Source organism: Actinophytocola sediminis (genome assembly GCF_054779715.1).
This window is the reverse complement of sequence record NZ_BAAGXS010000018.1, coordinates 120,186-142,523: the sequence shown is the minus strand read 5'-3', so window position 1 is coordinate 142,523 and position 22,338 is coordinate 120,186. Positions and strand designations below refer to the sequence as shown.

Below are 22,338 nucleotides of genomic sequence, written 5' to 3'. Positions count from 1 at the left end.
CGCTGCGTTGAAAACCGGCTCACCGGCTGAACTGCCACGGGGCGCGGACCACCGGGCAGGTGTCCCAGTCCAGGGCGTCGGCGAAGGCTGGGTCGGTGGCCAGCGCGGCGAGGTTGGTGCGGGTGGGGACCGTCGGTGCGGCGCGGGCCGCGACCGGTGCCGCGCAACAGAGCAGTGCCGAGGACAGCAGCGAGGAGTCGACCCGCTGGCCATCGCCGGTACGCGCCCCGGCCAGCAGGCCGGCCAGCACCCCGGTCGCCGACACCAGCCCGCCGAGCACGTCGGTCAACGTCATCAGCGACGGCGTCGCCCGGTCCCCGACGAGCGCGGCGAGTCCACTGTGGGCCTGCACCAGATAGTCCGTGCCCAGCGGCGGCCGTGGTCCCAGCGCGTCGCCCCACCCCGACGCCCAGGCGTAGACCAGGCCCGGGCGGGTCGCGGCGAGCCGGGTGGCGTCCAGCGCGAGCGCGTCGGCCTTGCCGGGCGCCCAGTTGTGCAGGAACACGTCCGCGCCGGCGACCAGCTCGTGCACCCCTCGCCGACCGGCCGCCGTGGTGATGTCCAACTCCACGACCCGTTTGCCCCGGTTGAGCGCGACGAACCGCGCGGAGACCTCCCCGGCCATCGGCGGCACGCCCCGCGCCGGGTCGCCGCCCGGCGGCTCGATCCGGATCACCGTCGCACCCAGCAGTGCCAACAGCTGACCGGCGAGCGGCCCCTGCACCCGCCGGCACGACTCGACGACCACCAGGCCCGCCAACGGATGCGCCTCCCGGCGGCACGCGACAGGCCCGCGACCGCCCGGCAGCGGGACCACCCGCCACGGCGGCACGTCCGCCGCCGGCTCACCGGCCACCGGCACGACGCTGACCGGCGCCACCCGCGCCGCCGCGCCGAGCACGGCGTAGTCGCACGCCTCGGTGGCGCGGTGCAACGCCTCGGGCAGCGGGCAGGTGGCGGTGGCGAACCGCTGCTGGAAGGGCCGCCAGCCGTCGCGGATCGCGGCAACCGGCGCGCCGATGCCGGCCCAGAACCGTTGCCAGGACTCGGCATCGAGGGTCTCCAGTTCGAACCGAACACCGTCGGCCGAGCTGAACGGCGGACCACCTGGCCCACCCGGCCGCTCCCCGGCACCCGCCGCGGCAAGATACTGCGACACCGACAACAACGCCGCCTGGGCCACCGAGGTCGACACCCGGCGGAACCCGGCCAGCGTCGCGGCCAACACCCCTTGGGCGGCAAGCACTCCGGCGGCCACCGAGGCGTAGTCGACGGCCAGCGCCGTCGGCCTGCCGTACCGCCGCCCGTGCACGTGGCTGATCCCGCACGCGGCCTGCACGTCACCCTCGCCCCGCAGCGGCAACCGGACCGGGCCTGCCCACCCGATCTCATAGTCCACTTCGGACACATCGGCCAGCACCGAACGCAACAGCCTGGCCGCGACCGCGCCGGCCACCTCGGCCGCCGGCGGCGCGAGGATGGTCACGGCCGGCGACCGCGCACCGAGTAACAGACACTCGACGACGCGCGGAAATCCGGTCTGGCGAACAGATCGCGCAGCTCGGCGAGCTGGCGGTCGGTCATCCCCTCGGCCACCAGCTCGTCCCGCAGCCGCACGGTGGTGTAGGCCAGCAGGATGAGCCCTGGCGACCCCGCGCGCCAGACCTGCACACTGCTGACCGGGTCCAACTCCACCAGCCCGACCGACAACATGGCCGAGGTGACCTGCCGCCCGTAGGCACAGTCCACTCCGGCGCCGGCCATCACCGCGTCCCGCGCGACCAGAAACCGTTGGTACAACGCGGTTGTATGCGCGTCGGGCGCGAAAACGCATGGCTGGTAAGTGGTGTCGGTCTCGTCGATCTGCAACCAGCCGCCCGGCCGCAGCGCCCGCACCAGCCGGCCGAGCACCCGCGCCCTACCCGGCAGGTGCCGCAAAACCAGCCGGGCCACGATCAGGTCGAACGCGTTGTCCGGCAAGGGATCGCAGGTGATGTCGTGCCGCACCACGGCCACTCCCGGCGGCTCGGCGCTCGGCGCGAGGTCGGTCGCCAGCACCAACCCCGACCGCCCGGCCCGCTCGGCGAGCCAGGCCGCGACGGTACCGCCGCCGGTGCCGACCTCCAGGCACCGCCAGCCGACGGCCACCCCGATCTCCGCCAGCCGGCGCAGGGTCAGCGGGTCGTACTCGGCGGCCAGCAGGCGGTGCTGCTCGCGGGCGTCTCCCTGGCCGAAGACATACGTCGACGGCGCGGCGAGGTTCATGTCCACCTGCCAGAACCAGGCGTGTCCGCACCGTCCAGCAACCGTTGCGCCAACTCGTGCCGGCGGGCCTTGCCGGTGCCGGTTCGCGGCACGTCGGCCCACGAGAGCGTGACCGGGTCGGCGAGCGGCGGCAGGTCGGCCACCGCCGCGTGCCACGTCGGCCGGTCCAGCCGCCCGTCCCCGGTGACCACGACCGGCAGCGGCCGGCGTCCCGGTGCGCCGATGATCAGGCACTCGACCACCTGCGGCAGCCGGTCCTCGAGCACGTCCTCCAGCTCGAGACAGCTCAGCTCGGGGACCGCGTCGACCTCCCGGTCCACCAGCCGCACCGCACCGCTGTCACTGATCGAGCCGAGGTCGCCGGTGTTCCACCAGCCACCGCGCACCTTCGCCGTCCACCGCTCCTGCTCCCCGAGGTAGCCAAGGCACCGGGACTTCGTCCTGGCCAACAGGATGCCGGTCTGGCCACGACCGACCGGCCGGAACGTGTCCCGGTCGACCACCCGCAGCGAGACCTTCCCCGGCACCGGGCGACCGAGGTCGCGGGTGGTCGGCTGCCGCTGCCCCACCCGCGCGACCGCACGCCGGGTGAGGAGCCGGAACGACAGCGGACCCGTCTCGGTCTGCCCCCAGCCCTGTAGCCACACCGGCAGCCGGGTGGCCGACGCGCCGAGGAAGGCCCGCACCACCGGCGGGTGGATCGCGTCGTAGGTACTCGCGAACAGCCGGACCTCGCGGAACGGGTTGGCCTGGCCGTCGGTCAGCGCCCGCCAGCCGACGAACACCGACGGCAGCGCCTCCAGCGTGGTCGGCGGATGCGCCCGCAGGAACGGCTCGGCCATCGCCGGCGCGAAGTCGGTGACGATGCCGATCTTCCTCGGCGCCCGGCACAGCGCGCTGGCCGTCCAGCAGAAGGCCCGCCCGTGCGCGAACGAGGCGGCCTGCACCACCGTGTCGCCGCGCCGCACGCCGAGCAGCGGCCAGCGGATGGCCTCGAACCTGGCCAGCCTGCGCACGAGCGTCTCGGTGGAGTGCACGACGAGCTTGGGTACCCCGGTGGTGCCCGAGGTGTGCGTGACCACCATGGGCTCGTCGTCGTGCCGGCGGTAGGGCGGCGGCGCGTCCTGCCCCCGGACGTCCGCGAGGGTCAGGATGTTCGCCGCCGGGCCGGCGTCCGGCCGGTCAAGGCACAGGGTCCGGCCGGCCAGCCCGGTGAGGTCGGTCTCGGCGTCCCTTGCGCTTTCCAGGGTGGCGGCGTCGGTGACCAACACGGCCGGGTCGAGCCGTTTGAGCAGCAGCTGGGTGGTCTCGGCCGGCAGGTCGGCGGAGACCAGCGCGGGCAGCGCGCCGAGCCGGACCGCCGCGCACGCGAGCAGCACGCTGTCCCAGTGGTTGGCCTTGACGATCGCCACCCGGTCACCGGCCGACGCGCCCGCCGCGGCGAGCCACCCGGCGGCCGACCGGACGAGCACGGCCAGCCGGGGCAGGTCGTAGTCCACACCCTCGTCCGGCGCGATGTCGAACGGTCGGTCCAGATGCACCGTGGTCCGCACACCCTCCCCGGCACACCGCTCGAACAACATGCCCATATCGGTCGGTTTCATGCTGGCTCCTTCGCGGTCGGGCGCGTGGGGGCGGCGATGCGGGCGACTCTGGCCGCGGTCATCGCGGCCGAGCGGATCGCGCCCTCACTGCTCGGTCGCAGCATCAGCCAGTCGCCCGCGTAGTCCACCGGGCGCGGCGGGCGGGACTGGAAGCCTCGGCGCAGCGCGAGCGCGGCCGGGGTGGCCTCCGGCAGGCCATACCGGAAGCGGTGCACGAAGTTCGTCACCGTGGCGTCGACCAACCCCGGCACGTAGCGTTGCGCCGCCGTGGTCATGGCGGCCACGACCTCCTCGTCCGGCGCGTCGAACAGCCTCGGCATGGCCGACGGGGCGGCCAGCACGGTGAGCAGCCCTCGGCCCGCCGGCGCGCGGCCGGGGTACTTGACGTGGTCGGCGAGGATCGCGCCGACCGGGTCGGTCCCGGTCCGCTCGACGGCCGGGACCAGCAGCGCGTACACCGCGCGCCGGGCCGCCGGCGCCAGCGGCCGGTCGAGCAGGCAGCTCACCTTCAGCATCGGGGTGAAGCCGCAGGCGGCCAGGAACTCCCGCTCCTGGTCGGGTGGGTTCACATACAGCTGCGCGGCCACCGGGGCGGGCACGCACAACACCACCGACCTGGCGGTGAGTGTGGCCCGATCGGTGCGCACCAGCGCGGAGTCCGTTCCGGCCAGCACCTCGTGCACGGCCACGCCGGTGCGCACGTCCACCTGGTCGGCCAGCCTGCGGGCGAGGGTGTCCATGCCGCCGGCGTAGGTGCGCCAGGTCGACGCCGGCCCGGCCGCCAGCATCAGGCTGACGAACGGCGCCGCCGCCGACCGGGCGGGATCCCAGCCGAAGAAGCTCGACACCACCGGCGCGAGTTGGTAGGCGCCGACGTCGGGGTGGTAGCGGGCGGCGAGTTGGGCGACGGTGTCCAGGCCGAGCGGGGTGTCCTCCGGCCGGTCCGGATCGAACAGCGCGCGCCGCCTGGCCGTGCTGGCCAGAAACCGCGCCAGGTCCAGCCGGCCGCGCGGGGACAGCCCGGCGCCGGTCAGCAGGCCGAGCGGGTGCGCCACCCCGGGCCGGGGCCTGCCGTCGCGCCACACCGCGATCGGCCCACCGACCCTCGGCGCCTCGGCCGGCGACATGCCCAACTCCCGCAGCAGCCGCCAGGTCTGCTCGTAGCCATGGGCCGGCACCTGCTCCGCGCCGGTGTCCACTGTGTACCCGTTGTGCCGGAAGCTGGCCATCCGGCCGCCGACGTGGCCGGCCGCCTCGAAGACCCGCACGGTCAGGCCGGTGTGCCGCAGCCGGTAGGCCAACGAGAGCCCGGCCACCCCGGCGCCCACCACCGCGACGTCCAGATCCGGCTCCATCAGCTGCCTCCCAACAGGTTCACGGCCAGCAGACAGCCAACGGTGACCCGGTGGATCCAGATCCCCAGCCGCCGGGCGCGCAGGATGTCGCGGCGGCGGAAGCCGAGGGCGTACTGGTTGGCACGCAACAACATCGTCGGCAGCATCGCCAGCGGGAACCACCACGGCGCGCCGAACGCCGGTGCGCCGAGGATCAGCACGTACTCCACAAGGGACACCGCGGCGATGAACCTGGCGTTGCCGCGCGGCGAGGTGCGCACGGCGACCGTCGGCCGGCCGACCCGGCGGTCGCCCGCGATGTCGTTGGTGTTGGAGTACACCCCGAACAGCAGCGGACCGAGACCGAACAGCAGCGCCTGCACCACGACGAAGCCGGACGCGTCGCCGGCGAGCAGCCCGTAGGGGGCGAGCACCAGCGCCCAGCCGAGCGCGGCGATGTACAGCTCCTGGAACCCTCGGTAGCTCAGCTTGAGCGCCCAGGAGTACTGCGGGTACAGCACGAGCGTGACCGCGGTGAGCACCAGCGCCCATGCCGGCCATTCCGGCGCGGCCAGCACCGCGACCGTCCACAGTAGAACACCGAGAACCGTGGTCACCACGGCGAAGCGCACCACCTGCGCCTCGGTCAGCGTGCCGGCGACCAGCGGCTTGCGGACCGCGCGGCGCGCGGGCGCGTCCGGGGCGTAGTTCACCAGGTCGCTGCCGTCGCGGTAGCCGGTCAGGTCGTCCAGCGCGACCAGCGCGGCCATCAGCAGCACCTCGCCGGCCAGGAACACGGCGAGCACCCAGAGCACCTGGCCGTCCAGCCGCAGCGCGGGCAGCAACATGGTCCAGACCAGCAAGGCGCTCAGGTAGTAGTCGAAGACGTCCAGCTTGGCCAGGTGGGCGTAGGCCCGCCAGCCACCGGCGACCGGTGGCGACTGGACGGCCGTCACGACCGGTCCAACGCGGTGAACGAGCGGGCGCCCCAGACCAGCACGGCCTTGGCCAGGCGGGCGTACGCCCACCAGCCACCGGCGACCGGTGGCGACTGGACGGCCGTCACGACCGGTCCAACGCGATCAACGCGGCGAACGAACGGTCGCCGCCATAGCCGAGCTCGCGGCAGTCGACCAACTCCGCGCCGGGCAGCAGCGCCAGGTACTCCCCGACGGTCCGCAGCCGGGAGAACGGGCCGACCGGCACCGCGGCGTGCTCGTACTCGACCAGCGTCAGATACCGCGCGGACCGGGCGATGCCCTGGCAGGCGGCGGCGAGCAGGTTGTCGTCGAGCACGTGCATGAGCACCCACACGCACACCGCGACATCCATCCGAGGGCCGATCGGCAGGCGCTGGACCGGGCGCTGCAGGAACTCGACGTTCGGCAGGCCGGCGCAGGCCGCCCTGGCCTGGGCGATCATCTCGTCGGTCAGGTCGAGGGCCAGGACGTGCTTGGCGTGCGCGGCGATGGTCGGCGTGAGCCTGCCGATGCCACAGCCGATCTCCAGCGCCGTGCGCACCGGCCGGCCGAGCATCGACGCGCCGGCCAGCAGGTGGTCGGCGACCAGCATCCGGGTCTGTTCGGTGACCCCGGCGGCCAGCTCCACCGGTTGGGAGGCGCGCATCACCCTGGCCAGACCTGGCCGGGCGGCGCGCCGCCGCCACTCCTCGACGATCTCGGCCGGGCCGGGGACGCGGTGCCTCGGTTCTGGAATGGATCGCTGGACCGGCTCGATGGCCGGTTCTGTGCGTGGCCGCACGTAGTTCTCCTCTCGGGTGGGGGCTGGTCGATCAGTGGCGCGCGAACTCCGCCACCGCGTCCGCGACGTACTCGACCTGGGCGTCGCTCAGATGCGGGTAGACCGGGATGGCCAGGGTGTGCGCGGCGGCGTGCTCGGCGTTGGGCCAGCGCCCGTCGGGTGGGGCGTGCCCGGCGAAGGCCGGCTGGTAGGGCAGCGGCGTCGGGTAGTAGACGTGCGCGCCGATCCCGCGCGCGGCGAGGTGGTCGCGCAGTTCGTCGCGGCGGGTCGCGAGCAGGGAGTACACGTAGTAGCTGCGCCCGTCCCGGCCGGGCGGCGGGGGCGAGATCCCCTGGTCGGCGAGCGCCTCGAACCGCGACGTGTAGTACTCGGCGATGCGCGCGCGGCGGTCGAGCCTGGCGGCCAGCGCCGGCAGCCGGTAGAGCTGGAAGGCCGCCTGGATCTCGTCGAAACGGCTGTTGTAGCCGATGAGGTGGTGCACGAACCGGCGCACGCCGTCCTGGCCGTGGTTGCGCAACATCCGGACCGCCGCGCCGAGCTCGGCGTCCCCGGTGAGCACGACCCCACCCTCGCCCGGCATGCCGAACGTCTTGACCTGGACGAAGGAGAACAGGCCCGCGTCACCCCACAGCCCGGCTGGGCGGCCGGCGAGCACCGCGCCCTGGGCCACCGCGGCGTCCTCGACCAGCCGCAGGCCGTGGCGGGCGGCGAGCTGCCGGAACCGGGGCATGTCGGCCATCACGGAGAACATGTGCGCCGCCACGATGGCCACGGTGCGCCCGGTGACCGCCCGCTCGACCTCGTCGGGATCGACCACCATCGTGTACGGGTCGATGTCGGCGAACACCGGGGTCGCGCCGAGGTTGACCACGGTCGCGGCCAGCGGCGCGCAACCGAACGCCGGCACGATCACCTCCACGCCGGCGCGCACGCCCATCGAGTGCAGCACCATGCTGAGCGCGGCGGTCCCGCTTCCACATGCGACTGTCTCGATCGGACCGTCGAGGTCGCCGACGCCGGCCAGCCAGCCGGTGAGCGCCGCCTCGAACCGGGCGGTGTACTCGCCGAGGATGAACCGCTGGGCGGGCGCGAGCCCGACGTCGCGCACGATGTCGAGCAGCACCGCGCGGTCGGCGTCGAACAGGTCCGGGGGGAAGAACGGCAGGTGCGGTGGGGCGGCGGGCGCACTGACCGCGCCACTCACGCCGCCCGCCCGGTGTAGAAGCGCGCGACCGCGTCGCACACGACGTCCACGCCGTCGAGGTCGAGGTCCGGGTACAGCGGCAGGGCCAGCGTGTGCCGGCAGGTGCGCTCGGCGACCGGGAACGCGCCCGGCCGGTAGCCGAGGTCGGTGAAACACGGCTGCAGATGCAGCGGCACGGGATAGTACGTTTCCGTCCCGATTCCGGCCGCGGCCAGGTAATCGGCCAGCTCGTCTCGCCGGTCGGTCTCGATGACGTAGACATAGAAAACGTCGGCGGTCGGCACGCCCCGCGCCACCACAGTGGGCACCCGAAGCACTCCGGGTATCGCGCTCAATCGTTCCCGGTAGGCATCGGCCAACATCGACCGTCGTTTTATGTCCCGGTCGAGCCGATCGAGCTTGGCCAGCAGAACCGCCGCCTGGATATCGTCCATCTTGCTGTTCACGCCACTGATCCCGGTGGCGTTGGAAATGCCGGGGAAATTGTTGACGGTGGCCCCGAAACGGCCGTGGTGGCGCAGCGCGGCCGCGGTTTCGGCCAGCTGGCGGTCGTCGGTGAGCAGCGCGCCGGCGTCGCCGATCGCGCCGAGGGTCTTGGTCGGGAAGAACGACAGCACCCCGGCGCGGCCGAACAGCCCGGCGTGCCGCCCGTCCCACCGCATGCCGATCGCCTCTGCGCTGTCCTCGATGATCGCCAGCCCGTGCCGGCCGGCGACCTCGCCGATCGCGCCGAGGTCGGCGAGCTGACAGAACAGGTGCGCGGGCATGACGAAACCGCTGGTCGGAGTGATCGCGGCGGCCACAGCGGCCGGGTCGAGGCCGTAGCTGTCGGGCTCGATGTCGGCGAACACCGGGCGCCCGCCGGCCAGCACCACCGACGAGGCGGAGGCCACGAAGCTGAACGCCGGCACGATCACCTCGTCGCCAGCGCGCAGGCCGGCCGCGCGCAGGGCGAGCACCAGCGCGTCGGTGCCGCTGTTCACCGCGACCACGTGCCGCGCGCCGGTGTAGGCGGCCAGCGCGGCCTCGAACTCGGCGACCTTGTGACCGTGTGAGTATTTGCCGACCCGAATAACGTCGTCGACCTGGCGATAAATGTCGGGCCACAGCTCGGCGAAGGTAGCGGATTGCGAGAAGAAGGGGACCGTCTTGTTTTCGGACAACAACGCTGCCGCTCCCCACTCCCGCGTCTCGCATCGGTCGGCCCCGATACTAAACATGATCAGTAGCGGAATCGCGCCTACCAGGGACGGCGGCGGCAGAGTTCACTCTTTTCAGCGACGGCCGCGAGCCGGGGCCTTGACACTCCGCACCAGGCGCGGAAATGTCGACGGCCGGACGCAATTGCGCGGTCATTCGACTAATCAGGGGGAGACACATGCGGTCGCTCGTGATCGGCCTTGGCAGGTCGGGTGCGGGCCTGCACCTGCCGGTACTGCGCCGCCTGCGCGCCACCGCCGAGCACTCGCCGTTCACCGCCGCGCCCGTCGTCGGCTGTGATCCGGCCGGACCGGACGGTGCGGCCGAGGCCACCGAGCCGGTCTGGACCGGGTCGGTCGACCAGGCCGCCCGGCTGCTTGACCCGGAGGACACCGTCGCCCACGTGTGCACCCCGCCGACGGTCCGGCTGCCGGTGCTGACCGACCTCGCCCGGCACGGCTTCCGCAACATCATCGTCGAGAAACCGCTGGCGGCGAACGAGGCCGACCTCGACGAGATCCTGCGCCTGCGCGCCCGTCGTGGGCTGCGGCTGGCGGTGGTCGCCCCGTGGCTGACCAGCGAGCTCACCCGGCGCCTCGGCACCCTGGTCGCCGACGCGCGGCTCGGCCGGCTGCGCTCGGTGTCGGTCGTGCAGAACAAACCCCGGTTCCGCCGCTCGCTGGCCACCACCGGCCATCCGACGGCCTTCGACGTCGAACTGCCGCACGCCGTCGGGGTGGTGCTGTCGCTGGCCGGTCCGGCCGAGATCACCGCCGCCAGCTGCGCCGACCTGGTGCTGGCCGACCGGCGGGTGCCGCGCCTCGGCGGCGCCGGGCTGCGGCTGCGGCACGCCGGCGGCGTACGCACCCACCTGATGTCCAACCTGGCCGCACCGGTCAGGGAGCGCCGGATCACGCTGCGCTTCGACCACGGCACGGCGATCGGCAACTACGCGATCGGCGCGGACGACGACCACGCCCAGCTGATGGTCGCGGCCGGTGGCCGGCACGAGCACAACGTGTTCCAGGACGACTCGCTCGGCGCGTACCTGCTCGACGCCTACCGCGGCTTCGCCGGTCCCGGCGAGGTCCGGCCGGCCGACTTCGAGCTGGCCGTGGACGTGGTGCGACTGCTCGCGGCGGCCAAGGACCGCCCGGAGATCACCCCAGAGCGACCGCTGGTGGCGTCCCATGTGGACTGAACTCACCTTCGCCGGCATCGGCGACGAGGCCGGGCCCGCGCTGGCCGACCAGCTGGCCGCGCTGTCCACCTTGGACTGGCCGGGGATCGAGCTGCGCACCGTGGACGGGGTCGCGCTGGCCGACCTCGCCGACGAGGACTTCGCGATCGTCGCGGACGCGGTGGCCGCCGCCGGCCTGTCGGTGGTCTGTGTCGACTCGCGCATCGGCAACTGGGCCCGCACGGTCGCCGACCCGTTCGACGCCGACCTGCGTGAGCTCGACGTCCTGCTGCGTCGGTGCGCGACGATGCGCTGCCGGTACCTGCGGATCATGTCCTACCCCAACGCCGGCCTCGGCGAGCGCGAATGGCGCCGCCGGGTCGTCGACCGGATCCGGACGCTGGCCGACCTGGCGGCGCGGGCCGGGGTCGTCCTGGTGCACGAGAACTGTGCCGGCTGGGCGGCCAAGGACGCCGAGCGCGTGCTCGACCTGCTCGACGCGGTCGACAACCCGGCGCTCGCGCTGCTGTTCGACACCGGCAACGGGATCGCGCACGGCTACTCGGCGCTCGACCTGCTCGCCGAGGTGGTCGAACACGTCGCCCACGTGCACGTGAAGGACGCGACCGGCGGCGGCGCGCACACCAGCTACACGCTGCCCGGCGCCGGCGACGCGCGGGTGGCCGACTGCCTTCGCCTGCTGCTCGACCACGGCTACCACGGCGCGGTGTCCATCGAGCCGCACCTGGCGACCGTGCCGCACGACGGCTCGCGGACCACGCCCGACGCACCCGCCCGGTTCGTCGCGGCCGGCTGGGCGCTGGAGGCGCTGGTCCGCGCCGAGGTCCGGCCGAGTGAGCTCGTGGAGCGCGGCAGATGACCGGTGCGGCCGCGAGTGTCCCGCTGCTCGACCACGAACGGGACCTGCTGCTGCGTCTGCTGACGCTACCCACCGTCAACCCGCTGGAGCACGGCCAGGACGGGCCACCGGCACGCATGTGGCAGGCCCAACGCGCCTACGCGGCGGCCGCGGCGGCGACCGGGCTGGTCCCGGTGCACCACGCCCCGGCAAGGCCGGCGTGCGCCACCGGTGAGGACGTGCCGCTCGCGGTGCGCCGCGCGGCCGCCGAGACCGCCGACTTCCTGGACACCCAGCCGAACCTGGTGCTGGCGCTCGGGCGGACCCCGGTCGCGTCGACGGTGATGTTCAACGTCCACCTCGACACCGTGGCCGGCCTCGAACCGGTCGGGTTCGACGGCGTGCGGTTCACCGGCCGGGGCGCCATCGACGCGAAGGGCCCCGCCGTCGCCCTGCTGGCCGGCATCCGCGCCGCGGTGGCCACCGAGCCGGCACTCGGCCGGGAGATCGGCGTGCTCGTCCAGGTGGTATCCGGCGAGGAGGGCGGCGCGATGGGCACCATCGGCACCCGGCCGCTGGTCGAGGCCGGTCACTACGGGCGGCTCAACGTGTTCTGCGAACCGACCGGCCTGCGCTACCTCACCCGCGCCACCTCGGCGATGACCGCCTGCGTGCGCACCAGCGGCGCGGACGCCGTCGACGACCGCCCCGGCGCCGGCCACAACGCCACCGTGCTGCTCGGATTCCTCGCCCAACACCTCGCCCTCGCGCTCGGCGAGGACCAGGTGTGCGTCGCCGGCCTGCACACCGGACTGATGCACAACCGGGTCTACGGCAGTGGCCAACTGCTGCTCAACCTCGCCTACGCCACCACCGCCGCGGGCGCGCGGCTGGAGTCCGCGGTGCACACCGCGCTGCGCGACGGGCTGGCGAGCTTCACCGCCAGGTTCGGCGGGCTCGAGGCGTTCGCGCGCACCGCGGCGGACGCGGCCGAGGTCACCACCCTGGAATGGCACAAGCGCGGGCTGCCCGCGCTCGACGGCGCCGACCCGTGGTGCGCCGGGCTGCTCGACCGCGCCGGGGTGGCGCCGTGGCCGGCGGCCGAACCGGCGTTCACCTGTGACGCCATCTGGCTGCACGGGCTGCCCGGAGTGTCCACAGTGGTCCTCGGACCCGGCTCACTGACCACCAACAACGCGCACGCGAGCGGCGAGTACGCCGACCTCGCCGACCTCGAGCGGTTCGCCGCCGCGGTGGCCAACATTCTGCGCTGCTTCGCCAACGACCGAAACGTACAGGGAAGAGGAGCACGATGACGCGGTCAACAACACGCGCCACCACGATCCGGGTCGGGTACCCGGACCTGGTCGACTTCACCACGGCGGTGTTCGCCAGCCACGGCCTGCCGGGACCGAGGGCGGCCGCCGCCGCGGCCGCCCTGTGCCACGGCGACCTCACCGGCGTGCGCTCACACGGCCTGGCCAACCTCACCCGGCTGTACCTGCCGCTGTTCGCCGAGTCCAGAGTGGACCCCCGGGCGGAGTTGGCGGTCACCCGCGATCTCGGGGCGTGCGTGATGGTCGACGCCAACCGCGCGCTCGGGCTGTGGGCCGCCGGTGCGGCCATGGACCTCGCGGTCGACCGGGCGAGCGCGTACGGCATCGGGCTGGTCAGCGTCCGCGACCTCACCCACATCGGGTGTGCTGGCCACCACGCCGCCCGCGCGGTCGAGCGGGGCATGGTCGGCGTGGTGGCGGCCAACTGCGGCGGGCAGCGGATCGCCAGGCCACCCGGCGGGCGGCTGGCGATGCTCGGCACGAACCCGCTGAGCGTCGCGGTGCCGGTAACCGCGGGCCCACCGTTCGTGTTGGACATGAGCACCACCGTGGTGCCGACCGGCCGGGTCCGCGAGGCCGCCCGCGCCGGACAGGACATCCCGCCCGGCTGGCTGGCCGACGACAGCGGGCGCCCGGTGACCGATCCGAGCGCGTTCGACCGGGGCGATGCCCACCTGCGCTGGCTCGGCGGATCCCCGGAAACCGGGGTGTACAAGGGTTTCGGGCTCGGTGTGGTGGTCGAGGTGCTCGCCGCGCTGCTGTCGGGCGCGGCGTTCGGCCCCAGCCGGGACGCGCTGCTCGGCGACGGCGGGCCGACCGGCCGCGACGACGACATCGGGCTGTTCCTGCTGGCGATCGCCCCCGACCTGCTCCGGCCGGACGGCGGGTTCGCCAGGGATGCCGCCGTGCTGTTCGGCACGCTGGCCGACTGTCCCTCCACTGAGGACAACAGGCCGGTGAGCTACCCCGGCTGGCCGGAGGCCGAACGCGCCGAACAGTACCGGCGACAGGGCGTTCCGCTGGCTGTTGAGCTGTTCGACGAGCTGTGCGCGGTGGCCGCCGACACCGGCGTACCGGCACCCGTGGAGGTGGCCTGATGCGCCCGCTGAGGTTGGGGCTGATCGGCCTCGGGGTGATCTCCCGGTTCTACCTGTCCGCGATCCAGGGACAGTCCTCGGTGCGGCTGACGTCGGTGTGTGACCAGAACGAGGCCGCGCTGTCGCCCCATCGCGGCAACGTCGCCTGCTACCGCGACCACCGGTCGATGCTCGCCGGCACCGCGCTGGACGCGGTGATCGTCGCGGTGCCCAACGACGCGCACCTCGTGGTCTGCCACGACGCGCTGAACGCCGGTCTGCCGGTGTGTGTGGAGAAGCCGCTGGCGCTGACCGTCGAGCAGGGCGAGCACCTGGTCCGGTTCGCCGGTGCGCGGGAGTTGCCGCTGTTCTGCGCGTTCCACCGGCGGTACAACGACAACGTGGCCGACCTGGTGCGCGGGCTGGCCGGCCGCGCGCCGGTCGAGTCGGTGCGGATCCGCTACCTGGAGCTCATCGAGGAGCACACCGGGGACGACCGCTGGTACCTGGACCCCGCCCGGTGCGGCGGCGGCTGTCTGGCCGACAACGGGCCGAACGCCTTCGACCTGGCCAGGCACCTGCTCGGTCCGCTGACGCCCGTCTCCGCCGAGATCACCAGGGACGACCATGGCGTCGACCGGCAGGCGCGGATCGGGCTCCAGTCGACAGCGGGCGTCCCGGTCACCGTCGAGCTGGACTGGTCGTATCCGGGCGAGGTGAAGGATCTCGAGGTGCGGCTGGCCGACGGCACGGTGCTCGGCGCGGACATGCTGGCCGGACACCAACGGTTCAAGGGCTCACTGTGGCACGAGTACGCCGGGGTGCTCGACGACTTCCTGGCCATCGTCGCCGGGCGACGGCCGTGTCAGCCGACCGGTCTCGCCGAACTGTCGCTTGTGGACAGCTGCTACCGGATGGCGGCCGAGGAGGTCGCGCTCGATGCGTGAGAACGGCCAGAAGCGAACGGTCACCGGGCTGCTGGTGAAGGTGTTGGTCCACCGGCGCGACGACCGGGGCATGCGCCTGGAGCCGTTCGCCAGCCGCTGTGTCCGCCGAGGCGAGGTGCACGAACTGGTCACCACCGACCACGACGAGACCTCGCCCGGCGCCCGGATCGACCGCGTGGGCTTCCTCGGCTTCCTCGAGGTGACCGCCGCCGGGGTGATCGACCGCGGCGACGAGCTGTACATCGAGGGCGAGCCGGTCGGCACCGTGCTCGGCTTCGACGCCTGCCACCTGCCCAACCACTACAACATCCTGGTCCGCACTCCCGTGCCACGCACCGGCCCCGAGCTGGGCCTGGTGCCCGAGCAGCGGATCGCGTTCCGGCAGGCGACCGGGTAGCGAGAAGGGCCGGCCGCCACGCGGCGACCGGCCCTTCTTCGCGCGGTGGTACTCAACGACCGCCGAGCAGCGAGACATCACTGGTGCCCGCGTGGAAGTCGCGCACGGCCTGGGTGAGCTCGTCCACGCTCAGCTGGCCGTCGCTGTCCTTGTCGAGCTTGCGGAACGCGGTGTCCGCCTCGGTGGGCGGCACGCCGACCGCGCCGAGCCAGCGCTTGAACTCCGCCGGGCTGACCTTGCCGTCGCCGTCGGTGTCGCACAGGTTCACGATCGCGGTGATGGTCGGCCGGAGCACCCGGTTGAAGCCGGCGTCGCCCTGCTCGAACATCTGGCTTTCCACGTACTGGATGAACTGGTCCTCGGTGACGCCCTGGCGCGCGCCGACCTTGCGCGCCAGCTGGTCGTACATTCCGAGGTAGGCATCCAGCAGCGCCCTGGCCTTCGGCGAGGACGGCGCCTCACCGAAAGCCTTGATGATGCGCTGTGCCTCCGCCTCGTAGTCCGAGCGCTCGATGTAGCCGTTGTTGTTGACGTCCCATTTCTGGAAGCGCTGCCTGAGGCGCTCGTTCCGCACGGCCGTAGACATGAATATCCTCCTGGATGGTTTCGAAACAAGGACCCACGTGTGGACTGTTCAATTGTGAATCAAAGACGCCACACCCGCTCGCCGAATGCTTTTCCACGAGTATCGAGCAGCAGTGTCGCCTCCACGGCCAAACGACCGAGGTCATAGGTCTGGTGATCCTGCAACAGAATTGTCAGATCGGCCGCGCGGACCGCTGGCCACAGATCATCGATCCGTTCCGCGCCCGCCGGTAAGCCGACGGGCGCCGCGTCGTGCGGATCGTGGCCGAGCACTCGTGCGCCGAGCCGGGTCAGCTCCTCGGCCACGCCGACGGCCGGCGACTCGCGCGGGTCGGCGACGTCGGGCTTGTAGGTCAGACCGAGCAGCAGCACCCGCGCCTGGCCGACCGGCCGGCCGTGCGCGGCGAGCAGCCCGGCCGCCCGCCCGGCGACGTAGGCGGGCATGCCGGTGTTGACCCTGCTCGCGGCGTCCAGCAGGCCGAACGAGAAGCCCTCGGCGGCCGCCTTGGCGGCCAGGTACCTCGGGTCGACCGGGATGCAGTGCCCGCCGACGCCGGGTCCCGGCGAGAACGGGGCGAACCCGAAGGGCTTGGTGCCGGCGCAGTGCAGGACGTCCCACACGTCGATGTCGAGCCGGTGGCAGAACATGGCCAGCTCGTTGACCAGCGCGATGTTCACATACCGGTAGGCGTTCTCCAGCAGCTTGGCCAGCTCGGCCTCGCGGGTGCCGCGCGCGATCACCAGCGTGTCCACGAACTGGCCGTAGAAGGTCGCGCAGTGCTTGGCGCACAGGGGCGTGTGCCCGCTGACGATCTTCGGTGTGTTCCGCACGCCGAAGCGCGCGTTGCCGGGGTCGATGCGCTCCGGGGAGAACGCGAGGTGGAACTCCTCGCCGGCGGTCCAGCCGGTGTGCCGCTCCAGGATCGGGCGGACCACCTCGTCGGTGGTCCCGGGGTAGCTGGTCGACTCGAGCACCACCAGCGCGCCGACCCGCAGGTGCGCGGCGACCGTCGCGGTGGCGGCGCGCACGGCGCCCAGATCGGGCCGGCCGGCCTGGTCCAGCCCGGTCGGCACGCAGATCACCACGACGTCCGCGCCGGCGATGACGGCGGGGTCGGTGGTCGCCACGAAGCCGTTGTCGGCCATCAGCAGCACGTCGGCGGCCGGCACGTCGGCGATGTGCGAGCGGCCGGCGGCCAGGCCCGCGACCACCTCGGCGCGGACGTCTAGCCCGGCGACCGTGAGCCCGGCCTGGCTCGCGTGGCTGGCCAGTGGCAGCCCGACGTAGCCCAACCCGACGACGACCACGTCGAACGACGACTCGAGGGATGGGCTCGTCATCGACGGCTCCTCGCGACGAGCGCGATCAAGCGGAGAAGCTCGCGGACAGCGGGGCCAGGTGCGCGCCGGTGCCCGGCGGCACGACCAGGCTCGGGGTCAGGCAGAACGGGTCGGCGTAGACCCGGATGTCGGCGTCGGTCAGGTTGGTGAGCAGGTGGGCCGTCGGGGGCAGCTTGACACAGCCCGTCGGGTCGTCGAACCGGGTCGTCGAGGCGAGCTCGTGTTCGAAGACCAGCACCGAGCCGGTCGCCCTGGCGTCGTCCGACTCGGCCCGCGCCATCCCGGCGCCGCCGGTGAGGAGAGCGGCGACCGCCGCCGCCCCGAGGATCGATCGAACGTGCCTCATGCAGGTCTCCCGATTTCGGTTTGTCCTCATGGCGGTTACGAAATTACCAGCGCGGGGCCGGTACCGGGTTTACCCCGACCAGCACAACACCTAATGGTGTGCACTATCGGAGCGCTTCGTCGTTCGGTCGGTAAATCCGACCACCGGAGGGCTCGTGGAATCGTGCGCCGGACGGGAGTTTCGCTACGCGTTGGAGTGAGAAATCGCGGTCAGCACGCACGCTCGGTCACCTCGGCGGGTAACCCGACTGGCGAACGTTTGGAAGCCTATCGGCAATGTCTGAATACTTCCGTCCCGTGGTGGTCGCCTCGATAATCATCGTGCTCGCGCTCGTCGCCGGCCTGCTCGGCAACCGGCTCCTGCGCAGGCGCGACAACGACGACTGCCCATCGGTCACCGACCTCGTCAGCCCGTTGGAGACCCTCGCGGTGCTCGTGCTCGCCTTCGTCCTCGTCGGTGCGGCCGAGTCCTACAGCGGCGCCGAGGACGCGGCCGCGCGCGAGGCGTCCACCATCGACCACATGTTCGAGACCGCCGACTACGCCCCCGCCGAGTACCGAGAACCCCTGCAGGCGGTCACCGTCTGCTACGCCAAAGCGGTCCGGCACCATTCGTGGCCCGCGATGGCCGGCGGTGGCGAGTCGTCCGCGCCGAGCGTCTGGACGACCCAGCTGCGCACCTACCTCAAGCAGATGGCCGCGACCGACCAGGGCTCGGTGTTCGAGATCCTGGTCAACACCGACCGGGACCGGTCGGAGGCCAGACAGTCCAGGGTGAGCGAGTCCACCCCCGCCATTCCCGAGATCGTGTACTGGTTCATGGCGCTCACGCTCGCACTCACCGTGGCCGGCTACGCCTACTCGATCCGGCTGCGCGAGAGCCAGGTACACATCTTCGCCGTCGCCGTGCTCACGGCGCTGTTCGTCGCCTCGATGCTGCTGATCCGCGACGTCGACACCCCCTTCGCCGGACCCATCAGCATCGGCCCGACCGAGATGACCTTCACCGAGGCGGACATCAGCGAGGACTTCGCCGAGGAGTACGGATCGGACCGCCTGCCATGCGACGAGCACGGCAACCGTATCTGAGCCTGACCGGAAACCGTTATCACCCAAGGAGCACCGATGTCGATCCGCCGCAGCGTCACCCTCGCCGTCACCGCCGCCGTCCTGTTGACCACCCTCGCCGCGCCGTCGGCCACCGCGCAGGCCACCGGCCGGGTCGTGGCCTTCGTCGGCGACCTGCTCCCGGTACGGGTGTGGGAGAACCCGAGCGGCTGCAACAGGCTTCCGCTCGGCACGCACGTCCTGTTCAACGAGACCGACCGGGTGATCGAGGCGTTCGCCGACCCGTGGTGCCTCATCCCGCTCGAGCCGCTGGCCCAGCTGGCGCCGGGGACCTCCATGCACGTCTCCTCGGTCGGCGCGTTCCGCGCCTGACCACACCGGTCGCGGCAAAGTCCACGTATTGGCCGCGATTCTCCATTCGGCCGTCCATAGCCTGTGGTTGAGCGGACTACCAGGTCCACAGAGGACGGAACGACACGGAGACTCGCCATGTTGGAGACAGCCCATCCACGACGAACTACCAGGCGCACCAGCACGATTCTCACTGTGCTCGGCGCACTCGGCGCGGTCGTGCTCGCACTCGTCGCACCCGCGCCGAGCGCGCAAGCCGAGACGCTGTTCACCGACACCTTCGAGGACGGTGACCTGGCCGGCTGGACCACCTCCGGCGGCAGCTGGTCGGTGGCCACCGACGGCACCCCGTCGGCGCGACAGAGCGGGAACAGCGGCGACGCCAGAGCGCTGGCCGGGTCGTCGAGCTGGACCGACTACGCCGTCCAGGCCCGGGTGAAGGCGTTGTCCTTCAACGGTTCCGACCGGTTCGTCGCGTTGCTCGCCAGGGCACAGAGCGCGACCAGCTACTACTACCTCTCGGTGCGCAGCGGAAACACCGTCCAGCTCAAGAAACTGGTCGACGGCAGGGGAAGCACACTGGCCAGCGCCGCGCTCACGGTGAGCACGAACAGCTGGTACACGTTGCGGATCGAGGTGTCCGGCAGCACGCTGCGCGGTTACGTGGACGGGAACCTGGTCGCCACCGCGACCGACAGCCAGTTCTCCTCCGGGCAGACCGGCCTGGCCACCTTCAACGCCACCGCGTCCTTCGACGACGTGAGCGTCGAGTCCGTCGACGGCGGCGACCCGCCGGACGACCCGACCGACCCGCCCGCCGGCCAGCTTGGCTACGCCACACTCGACGGGCTCGGTCAGAGCGGCACCACCGGCGGCGCCGGCGGCCAGACGGTCACCGTGACCAGCTCCTCGGCGCTGCTCAGTGAGATCGCCGCGTCCGGCGCGCGGATCATCCAGGTGCAGGGCATGATCACGGTGCCAGACGGCATGCACGACGTGTCCTCGGACAAGACGATCGTGGGTGTCGGCTCGAACTCCGGCATCAGCGGCGGTGGGCTGAACATCGGGCTGCCGTTGTCCGACAGCATCACCTCGCCGCCGGCCAACGCGGTGCACAACGTCATCGTGCGGAACCTGATCTTCCAGAACGCCGACGACGACTCGGTCAACGTGCAGATGTTCAGCCACCACATCTGGCTTGACCACAACGAGTTCCGGCCGGCCTACGACGGGTCGCTGGACATCAAGCGCGGCTCGGACTACGTGACGGTGTCCTGGAACCGGTTCGCCAGCACCGACAAGACGATGCTGCTCGGTCACGACGACGACAACAGCGCGCAGGACGTCGGCCGGCTTCGGGTGACCTACCACAACAACTGGTTCGACAACACGGGCCAGCGCAACCCGCGTGTGCGGTTCGGCAACGTGGTGCACGTGCTGAACAACTACTACTCCTCGGTCGACGACTACGGTGTCGCGTCCACAGAGGACGCCGCGGTGCTGGTGGAGGGCAACTCCTTCGAGAACACCGACTCCCCGTGCGAGCTCGGCCAGGGCGACTCGTCGGAGGGATCGCTGCGGTCGCTCAACAACCAGTTCGTCAGCTCCGGGTCGTGCCAGACCGGCGGCTCGGTCGGCGGGGTGCCCTACCCGTACACCCCGCAGAGCGCGAGCGCGGTCAAGTCGTCCGTGACCGCGGGCGCGGGAGTCGGCCGGATCTCCGGCTGACCGGGGGAACAGGCCGGCGCGGCCGCGACCACGGGTCGCGGCCGCACTGGCTTTCGGTTCATTTTCGGTAATTAACCGCACACTGGTAGGACTGTTGACCAGAAGTGGTTTTCCGCCATATGCTATTTCCGGTATATTTCCGAGAATTTCGGTCCCATCATCGGAGATGGAGGCAGCGAAATGTCGATCGGTAGCAGATGTGTGGTCGCCGTGCTGGCCGCGGCACTCGCCCTGGTCGGAAACGTCACGGTGGCCGCGGAAACCGTCGCACCCGCCCCGCTCGCCGCCGGGGTCGAGGACGACGGCGCGGACTGCCAGGTGACCCTGCCAGGATCGTTCCCGGCGAACTCCCGGCTACCCGACCCCTTCACGAAACTGAACGGCGAACGCATCACCGCCAAGTCCGACTGGCGATGCCGGCGCGCGGAGATCAAGCGACTGGCCGAGCGCACGGTCTTCGGCGAGAAGCCGGCCAAGCCGACCAGCGTCACCGGAACGGTGTCCAGCAGCAACATCACGGTGAACGTGTCGCACAACGGCCGTAGTGCCAGCTTCTCCGCGAGCGTGCAGCTGCCGAGCGGCACCGGCCCGTTCCCGGCGGTCATCGTGCTCGGCGGATTCGGCGCGGACACGACCACCATCCGCAACGCGGGCGCCGCGGTCATCAACTACGACCCGCTCGCGGTCGGCCGGGAAGGCACGCCCCGCAACAACAAGCAGGGCGCGTTTTACAGCATCTACGGCAACACCAGCAGTACCGGGCTGTTGGCCGCCTGGGCCTGGGGCGCCAGCCGGATCATCGACGTCATCGAACAGTCCGGCGGCACCGTGCTGCGCGCGGACATCGGCGTCACCGGCTGTTCGCGGTACGGCAAGGGCGCCTTCGCGGTCGGCGCGTTCGACCAGCGCATCGGGTTGACCATGCCGATCGAGTCCGGCAGCGCCGGCGCGCCGATCCTGCGCGGGGTCGCCACCGAGTCCGGCGCCCAACCGTTGAGCAGCGCCTACGGTGAGCAGCCGTGGCTTGGCGACGCGTTCAGCTCGTTCACCGGCAACCCGGCCAACCTGCCGGTCGACATGCACGAAGTGGTCGGGATGATCGCGCCCCGAGGGCTGTTCATCATGGAGAACCCGCACATCGACTGGCTTGGCGCGCGCTCGGGCGCGGTGTCCGCGCTCGGCGGCGCCGAGGTCTACAAGGCACTCGGCGCCGGCGGCAACATCAGCTACTGGTCCGATGTCCAGGACGGCAACCACTGCGCGGTCCGGGCCGACTGGCGTACGCCCATCCAGCAGAGCATCCAACGGTTCCTGCAGAACTCGGGCAGCGCTCCCGGGGTGATCCGGATCTCCAGCAGGAAACCGGCCAACCTGGCCGAATGGCGGACCTGGACCACGCCGACGCTGTCGGATGGCGAACCGCAGGAGCCGCCGCCGACCGATCCGCCCGCCGATGGCTGCGCGGCGACGGTCTCGACCAACCAGTGGCCGGGCGGGTTCGTCTCCACGGTCCGGGTCACCGCTGGCGACACGGCGATCGGCTCCTGGCGGGTGGACCTGACGCTGCCCTCCGGCGCGACGGTGGTCAACGCCTGGAACACCAACCGCAGTGCGAGCAGCGGCGCGATCCAGTTCACCAACACCGCCGACAACGGCGCGCTCGCCGCCGGGCAGTGGACCGAGTTCGGCTTCCAGGGCACCGGTACCGGCGCCGGGCCGACCCCGACCTGTGCTGCCGGGTAGCAGTTGCCCCACC

21 protein-coding genes are annotated in these 22,338 nt (G+C 72.0%); 10 read left to right on the top strand and 11 right to left on the bottom strand.

Features of this window, described 5'->3' with window-relative positions:
• Positions 1–19: 19 nt before the first annotated feature.
• From ACYVIP_RS10995 to ACYVIP_RS10960, 8 genes are all read right to left on the bottom strand, one after another.
• The gene (locus tag ACYVIP_RS10995; RefSeq protein ID WP_460394845.1) at positions 20–1,486 is read right to left on the bottom strand and encodes a CoA transferase; all 1,467 of its coding nucleotides are present in this window, start codon (positions 1,484–1,486) and stop codon (positions 20–22) included.
• Positions 1,483–2,265, bottom strand: a complete 783-nt coding sequence (locus ACYVIP_RS10990; RefSeq protein WP_460394843.1) for a class I SAM-dependent methyltransferase — start codon at positions 2,263–2,265, stop codon at positions 1,483–1,485. Before ACYVIP_RS10990 ends, ACYVIP_RS10995 begins: the two co-directional genes overlap by 4 nt.
• Positions 2,262–3,869, bottom strand: coding sequence for a class I adenylate-forming enzyme family protein (locus ACYVIP_RS10985; RefSeq protein WP_460394841.1), 1,608 nt, complete (start codon positions 3,867–3,869; stop codon positions 2,262–2,264). The genes ACYVIP_RS10990 and ACYVIP_RS10985 overlap by 4 nt, the downstream gene beginning before the upstream one ends.
• Positions 3,866–5,224 (bottom strand): protoporphyrinogen/coproporphyrinogen oxidase, encoded by a 1,359-nt coding sequence (locus ACYVIP_RS10980; protein WP_460394839.1) that lies wholly within the window; start codon positions 5,222–5,224, stop codon positions 3,866–3,868. Before ACYVIP_RS10980 ends, ACYVIP_RS10985 begins: the two co-directional genes overlap by 4 nt.
• Positions 5,224–6,159 carry a UbiA family prenyltransferase gene (locus ACYVIP_RS10975; protein ID WP_460394837.1) on the bottom strand — a complete coding sequence of 312 codons (936 nt, stop codon included), beginning with the start codon at positions 6,157–6,159 and terminating at the stop codon, positions 5,224–5,226. The genes ACYVIP_RS10980 and ACYVIP_RS10975 overlap by 1 nt, the downstream gene beginning before the upstream one ends.
• A gap of 106 nt (positions 6,160–6,265) precedes the next feature.
• On the bottom strand, positions 6,266–6,964 hold the full coding sequence (locus ACYVIP_RS10970) for a class I SAM-dependent methyltransferase (RefSeq protein ID WP_460394835.1): 699 nt from the start codon (positions 6,962–6,964) through the stop codon (positions 6,266–6,268).
• Between the two features lie 31 nt (positions 6,965–6,995).
• On the bottom strand, positions 6,996–8,168 hold the full coding sequence (locus ACYVIP_RS10965) for a DegT/DnrJ/EryC1/StrS family aminotransferase (RefSeq protein WP_460394833.1): 1,173 nt from the start codon (positions 8,166–8,168) through the stop codon (positions 6,996–6,998).
• The gene (locus ACYVIP_RS10960) at positions 8,165–9,331 is read right to left on the bottom strand and encodes a DegT/DnrJ/EryC1/StrS family aminotransferase (protein WP_460394831.1); all 1,167 of its coding nucleotides are present in this window, start codon (positions 9,329–9,331) and stop codon (positions 8,165–8,167) included. Before ACYVIP_RS10960 ends, ACYVIP_RS10965 begins: the two co-directional genes overlap by 4 nt.
• Positions 9,332–9,546: 215 nt before the next feature.
• On the opposite strand from ACYVIP_RS10960, the gene ACYVIP_RS10955 reads away from it, so the two are divergent.
• From ACYVIP_RS10955 to ACYVIP_RS10930, 6 genes are read left to right on the top strand one after another with little or no spacing between them, the layout of a single operon-like run.
• Positions 9,547–10,569 (top strand): Gfo/Idh/MocA family oxidoreductase, encoded by a 1,023-nt coding sequence (locus tag ACYVIP_RS10955; RefSeq protein ID WP_460394829.1) that lies wholly within the window; start codon positions 9,547–9,549, stop codon positions 10,567–10,569.
• Positions 10,559–11,428, top strand: coding sequence for a sugar phosphate isomerase/epimerase family protein (locus ACYVIP_RS10950; RefSeq protein ID WP_460394827.1), 870 nt, complete (start codon positions 10,559–10,561; stop codon positions 11,426–11,428). Before ACYVIP_RS10955 ends, ACYVIP_RS10950 begins: the two co-directional genes overlap by 11 nt.
• The gene (locus tag ACYVIP_RS10945; RefSeq protein ID WP_460394824.1) at positions 11,425–12,723 is read left to right on the top strand and encodes a M20/M25/M40 family metallo-hydrolase; all 1,299 of its coding nucleotides are present in this window, start codon (positions 11,425–11,427) and stop codon (positions 12,721–12,723) included. Before ACYVIP_RS10950 ends, ACYVIP_RS10945 begins: the two co-directional genes overlap by 4 nt.
• On the top strand, positions 12,720–13,841 hold the full coding sequence (locus ACYVIP_RS10940) for an Ldh family oxidoreductase (RefSeq protein ID WP_460394822.1): 1,122 nt from the start codon (positions 12,720–12,722) through the stop codon (positions 13,839–13,841). Before ACYVIP_RS10945 ends, ACYVIP_RS10940 begins: the two co-directional genes overlap by 4 nt.
• Entirely contained in the window at positions 13,841–14,767 is a 927-nt protein-coding gene (locus tag ACYVIP_RS10935; protein ID WP_460394819.1) for a Gfo/Idh/MocA family protein, read from the top strand. Before ACYVIP_RS10940 ends, ACYVIP_RS10935 begins: the two co-directional genes overlap by 1 nt.
• Positions 14,760–15,164, top strand: a complete 405-nt coding sequence (locus ACYVIP_RS10930; protein WP_460394817.1) for a DUF6917 domain-containing protein — start codon at positions 14,760–14,762, stop codon at positions 15,162–15,164. The genes ACYVIP_RS10935 and ACYVIP_RS10930 overlap by 8 nt, the downstream gene beginning before the upstream one ends.
• Positions 15,165–15,216: 52 nt before the next feature.
• Here the strand turns inward: ACYVIP_RS10930 and ACYVIP_RS10925 are convergent, their stop codons facing one another.
• Genes ACYVIP_RS10925 through ACYVIP_RS10915 form a run of 3 tightly spaced genes read right to left on the bottom strand, consistent with a single transcriptional unit; the run spans position 15,217 to position 17,436 of the window.
• Complete coding sequence (locus ACYVIP_RS10925) at positions 15,217–15,750, bottom strand: EF-hand domain-containing protein (RefSeq protein WP_460394814.1); 534 nt, start codon at positions 15,748–15,750, stop codon at positions 15,217–15,219.
• A gap of 59 nt (positions 15,751–15,809) precedes the next feature.
• Entirely contained in the window at positions 15,810–17,090 is a 1,281-nt protein-coding gene (locus ACYVIP_RS10920) for a nucleotide sugar dehydrogenase (RefSeq protein WP_460394811.1), read from the bottom strand.
• Between the two features lie 25 nt (positions 17,091–17,115).
• Positions 17,116–17,436: a hypothetical protein gene (locus ACYVIP_RS10915; protein ID WP_460394808.1), complete on the bottom strand. Its 321-nt coding sequence runs from the start codon at positions 17,434–17,436 to the stop codon at positions 17,116–17,118.
• 275 nt (positions 17,437–17,711) lie between these two features.
• Here ACYVIP_RS10915 and ACYVIP_RS10910 point away from each other — a divergent pair, with 275 nt between their 5' ends.
• The 4 genes from ACYVIP_RS10910 to ACYVIP_RS10895 all read left to right on the top strand — a co-directional run bounded on the left by ACYVIP_RS10910 (position 17,712) and on the right by ACYVIP_RS10895 (position 22,325).
• Entirely contained in the window at positions 17,712–18,524 is an 813-nt protein-coding gene (locus tag ACYVIP_RS10910; protein WP_460394805.1) for a bestrophin-like domain, read from the top strand.
• A gap of 36 nt (positions 18,525–18,560) precedes the next feature.
• On the top strand, positions 18,561–18,875 hold the full coding sequence (locus ACYVIP_RS10905) for a hypothetical protein (RefSeq protein WP_460394802.1): 315 nt from the start codon (positions 18,561–18,563) through the stop codon (positions 18,873–18,875).
• 117 nt (positions 18,876–18,992) lie between these two features.
• Positions 18,993–20,582, top strand: coding sequence for a pectate lyase family protein (locus ACYVIP_RS10900; RefSeq protein ID WP_460394799.1), 1,590 nt, complete (start codon positions 18,993–18,995; stop codon positions 20,580–20,582).
• Between the two features lie 180 nt (positions 20,583–20,762).
• Positions 20,763–22,325, top strand: coding sequence for a glucuronyl esterase domain-containing protein (locus tag ACYVIP_RS10895; RefSeq protein WP_460394796.1), 1,563 nt, complete (start codon positions 20,763–20,765; stop codon positions 22,323–22,325).
• The last annotated feature ends 13 nt before the right edge of the window (positions 22,326–22,338 follow it).

Bases quoted from the DNA above. Each gene is read 5' to 3' on its own strand.
- ACYVIP_RS10990 (WP_460394843.1), bottom strand. From the start codon at position 2,265: ATGAACCTCGCCGCGCCGTCGACGTATGTCTTCGGCCAGGGAGACGCC.
- ACYVIP_RS10985 (WP_460394841.1), bottom strand. From the start codon at position 3,869: ATGAAACCGACCGATATGGGCATGTTGTTCGAGCGGTGTGCCGGGGAG.
- ACYVIP_RS10980 (WP_460394839.1), bottom strand. From the start codon at position 5,224: ATGGAGCCGGATCTGGACGTCGCGGTGGTGGGCGCCGGGGTGGCCGGG.
- ACYVIP_RS10955 (WP_460394829.1), top strand. From the start codon at position 9,547: ATGCGGTCGCTCGTGATCGGCCTTGGCAGGTCGGGTGCGGGCCTGCAC.
- ACYVIP_RS10950 (WP_460394827.1), top strand. From the start codon at position 10,559: ATGTGGACTGAACTCACCTTCGCCGGCATCGGCGACGAGGCCGGGCCC.
- ACYVIP_RS10945 (WP_460394824.1), top strand. From the start codon at position 11,425: ATGACCGGTGCGGCCGCGAGTGTCCCGCTGCTCGACCACGAACGGGAC.
- ACYVIP_RS10940 (WP_460394822.1), top strand. From the start codon at position 12,720: ATGACGCGGTCAACAACACGCGCCACCACGATCCGGGTCGGGTACCCG.
- ACYVIP_RS10935 (WP_460394819.1), top strand. From the start codon at position 13,841: ATGCGCCCGCTGAGGTTGGGGCTGATCGGCCTCGGGGTGATCTCCCGG.
- ACYVIP_RS10930 (WP_460394817.1), top strand. From the start codon at position 14,760: ATGCGTGAGAACGGCCAGAAGCGAACGGTCACCGGGCTGCTGGTGAAG.
- ACYVIP_RS10925 (WP_460394814.1), bottom strand. From the start codon at position 15,750: ATGTCTACGGCCGTGCGGAACGAGCGCCTCAGGCAGCGCTTCCAGAAA.
- ACYVIP_RS10920 (WP_460394811.1), bottom strand. From the start codon at position 17,090: ATGACGAGCCCATCCCTCGAGTCGTCGTTCGACGTGGTCGTCGTCGGG.
- ACYVIP_RS10915 (WP_460394808.1), bottom strand. From the start codon at position 17,436: ATGAGGCACGTTCGATCGATCCTCGGGGCGGCGGCGGTCGCCGCTCTC.
- ACYVIP_RS10910 (WP_460394805.1), top strand. From the start codon at position 17,712: ATGTCTGAATACTTCCGTCCCGTGGTGGTCGCCTCGATAATCATCGTG.
- ACYVIP_RS10905 (WP_460394802.1), top strand. From the start codon at position 18,561: ATGTCGATCCGCCGCAGCGTCACCCTCGCCGTCACCGCCGCCGTCCTG.
- ACYVIP_RS10900 (WP_460394799.1), top strand. From the start codon at position 18,993: ATGTTGGAGACAGCCCATCCACGACGAACTACCAGGCGCACCAGCACG.
- ACYVIP_RS10895 (WP_460394796.1), top strand. From the start codon at position 20,763: ATGTCGATCGGTAGCAGATGTGTGGTCGCCGTGCTGGCCGCGGCACTC.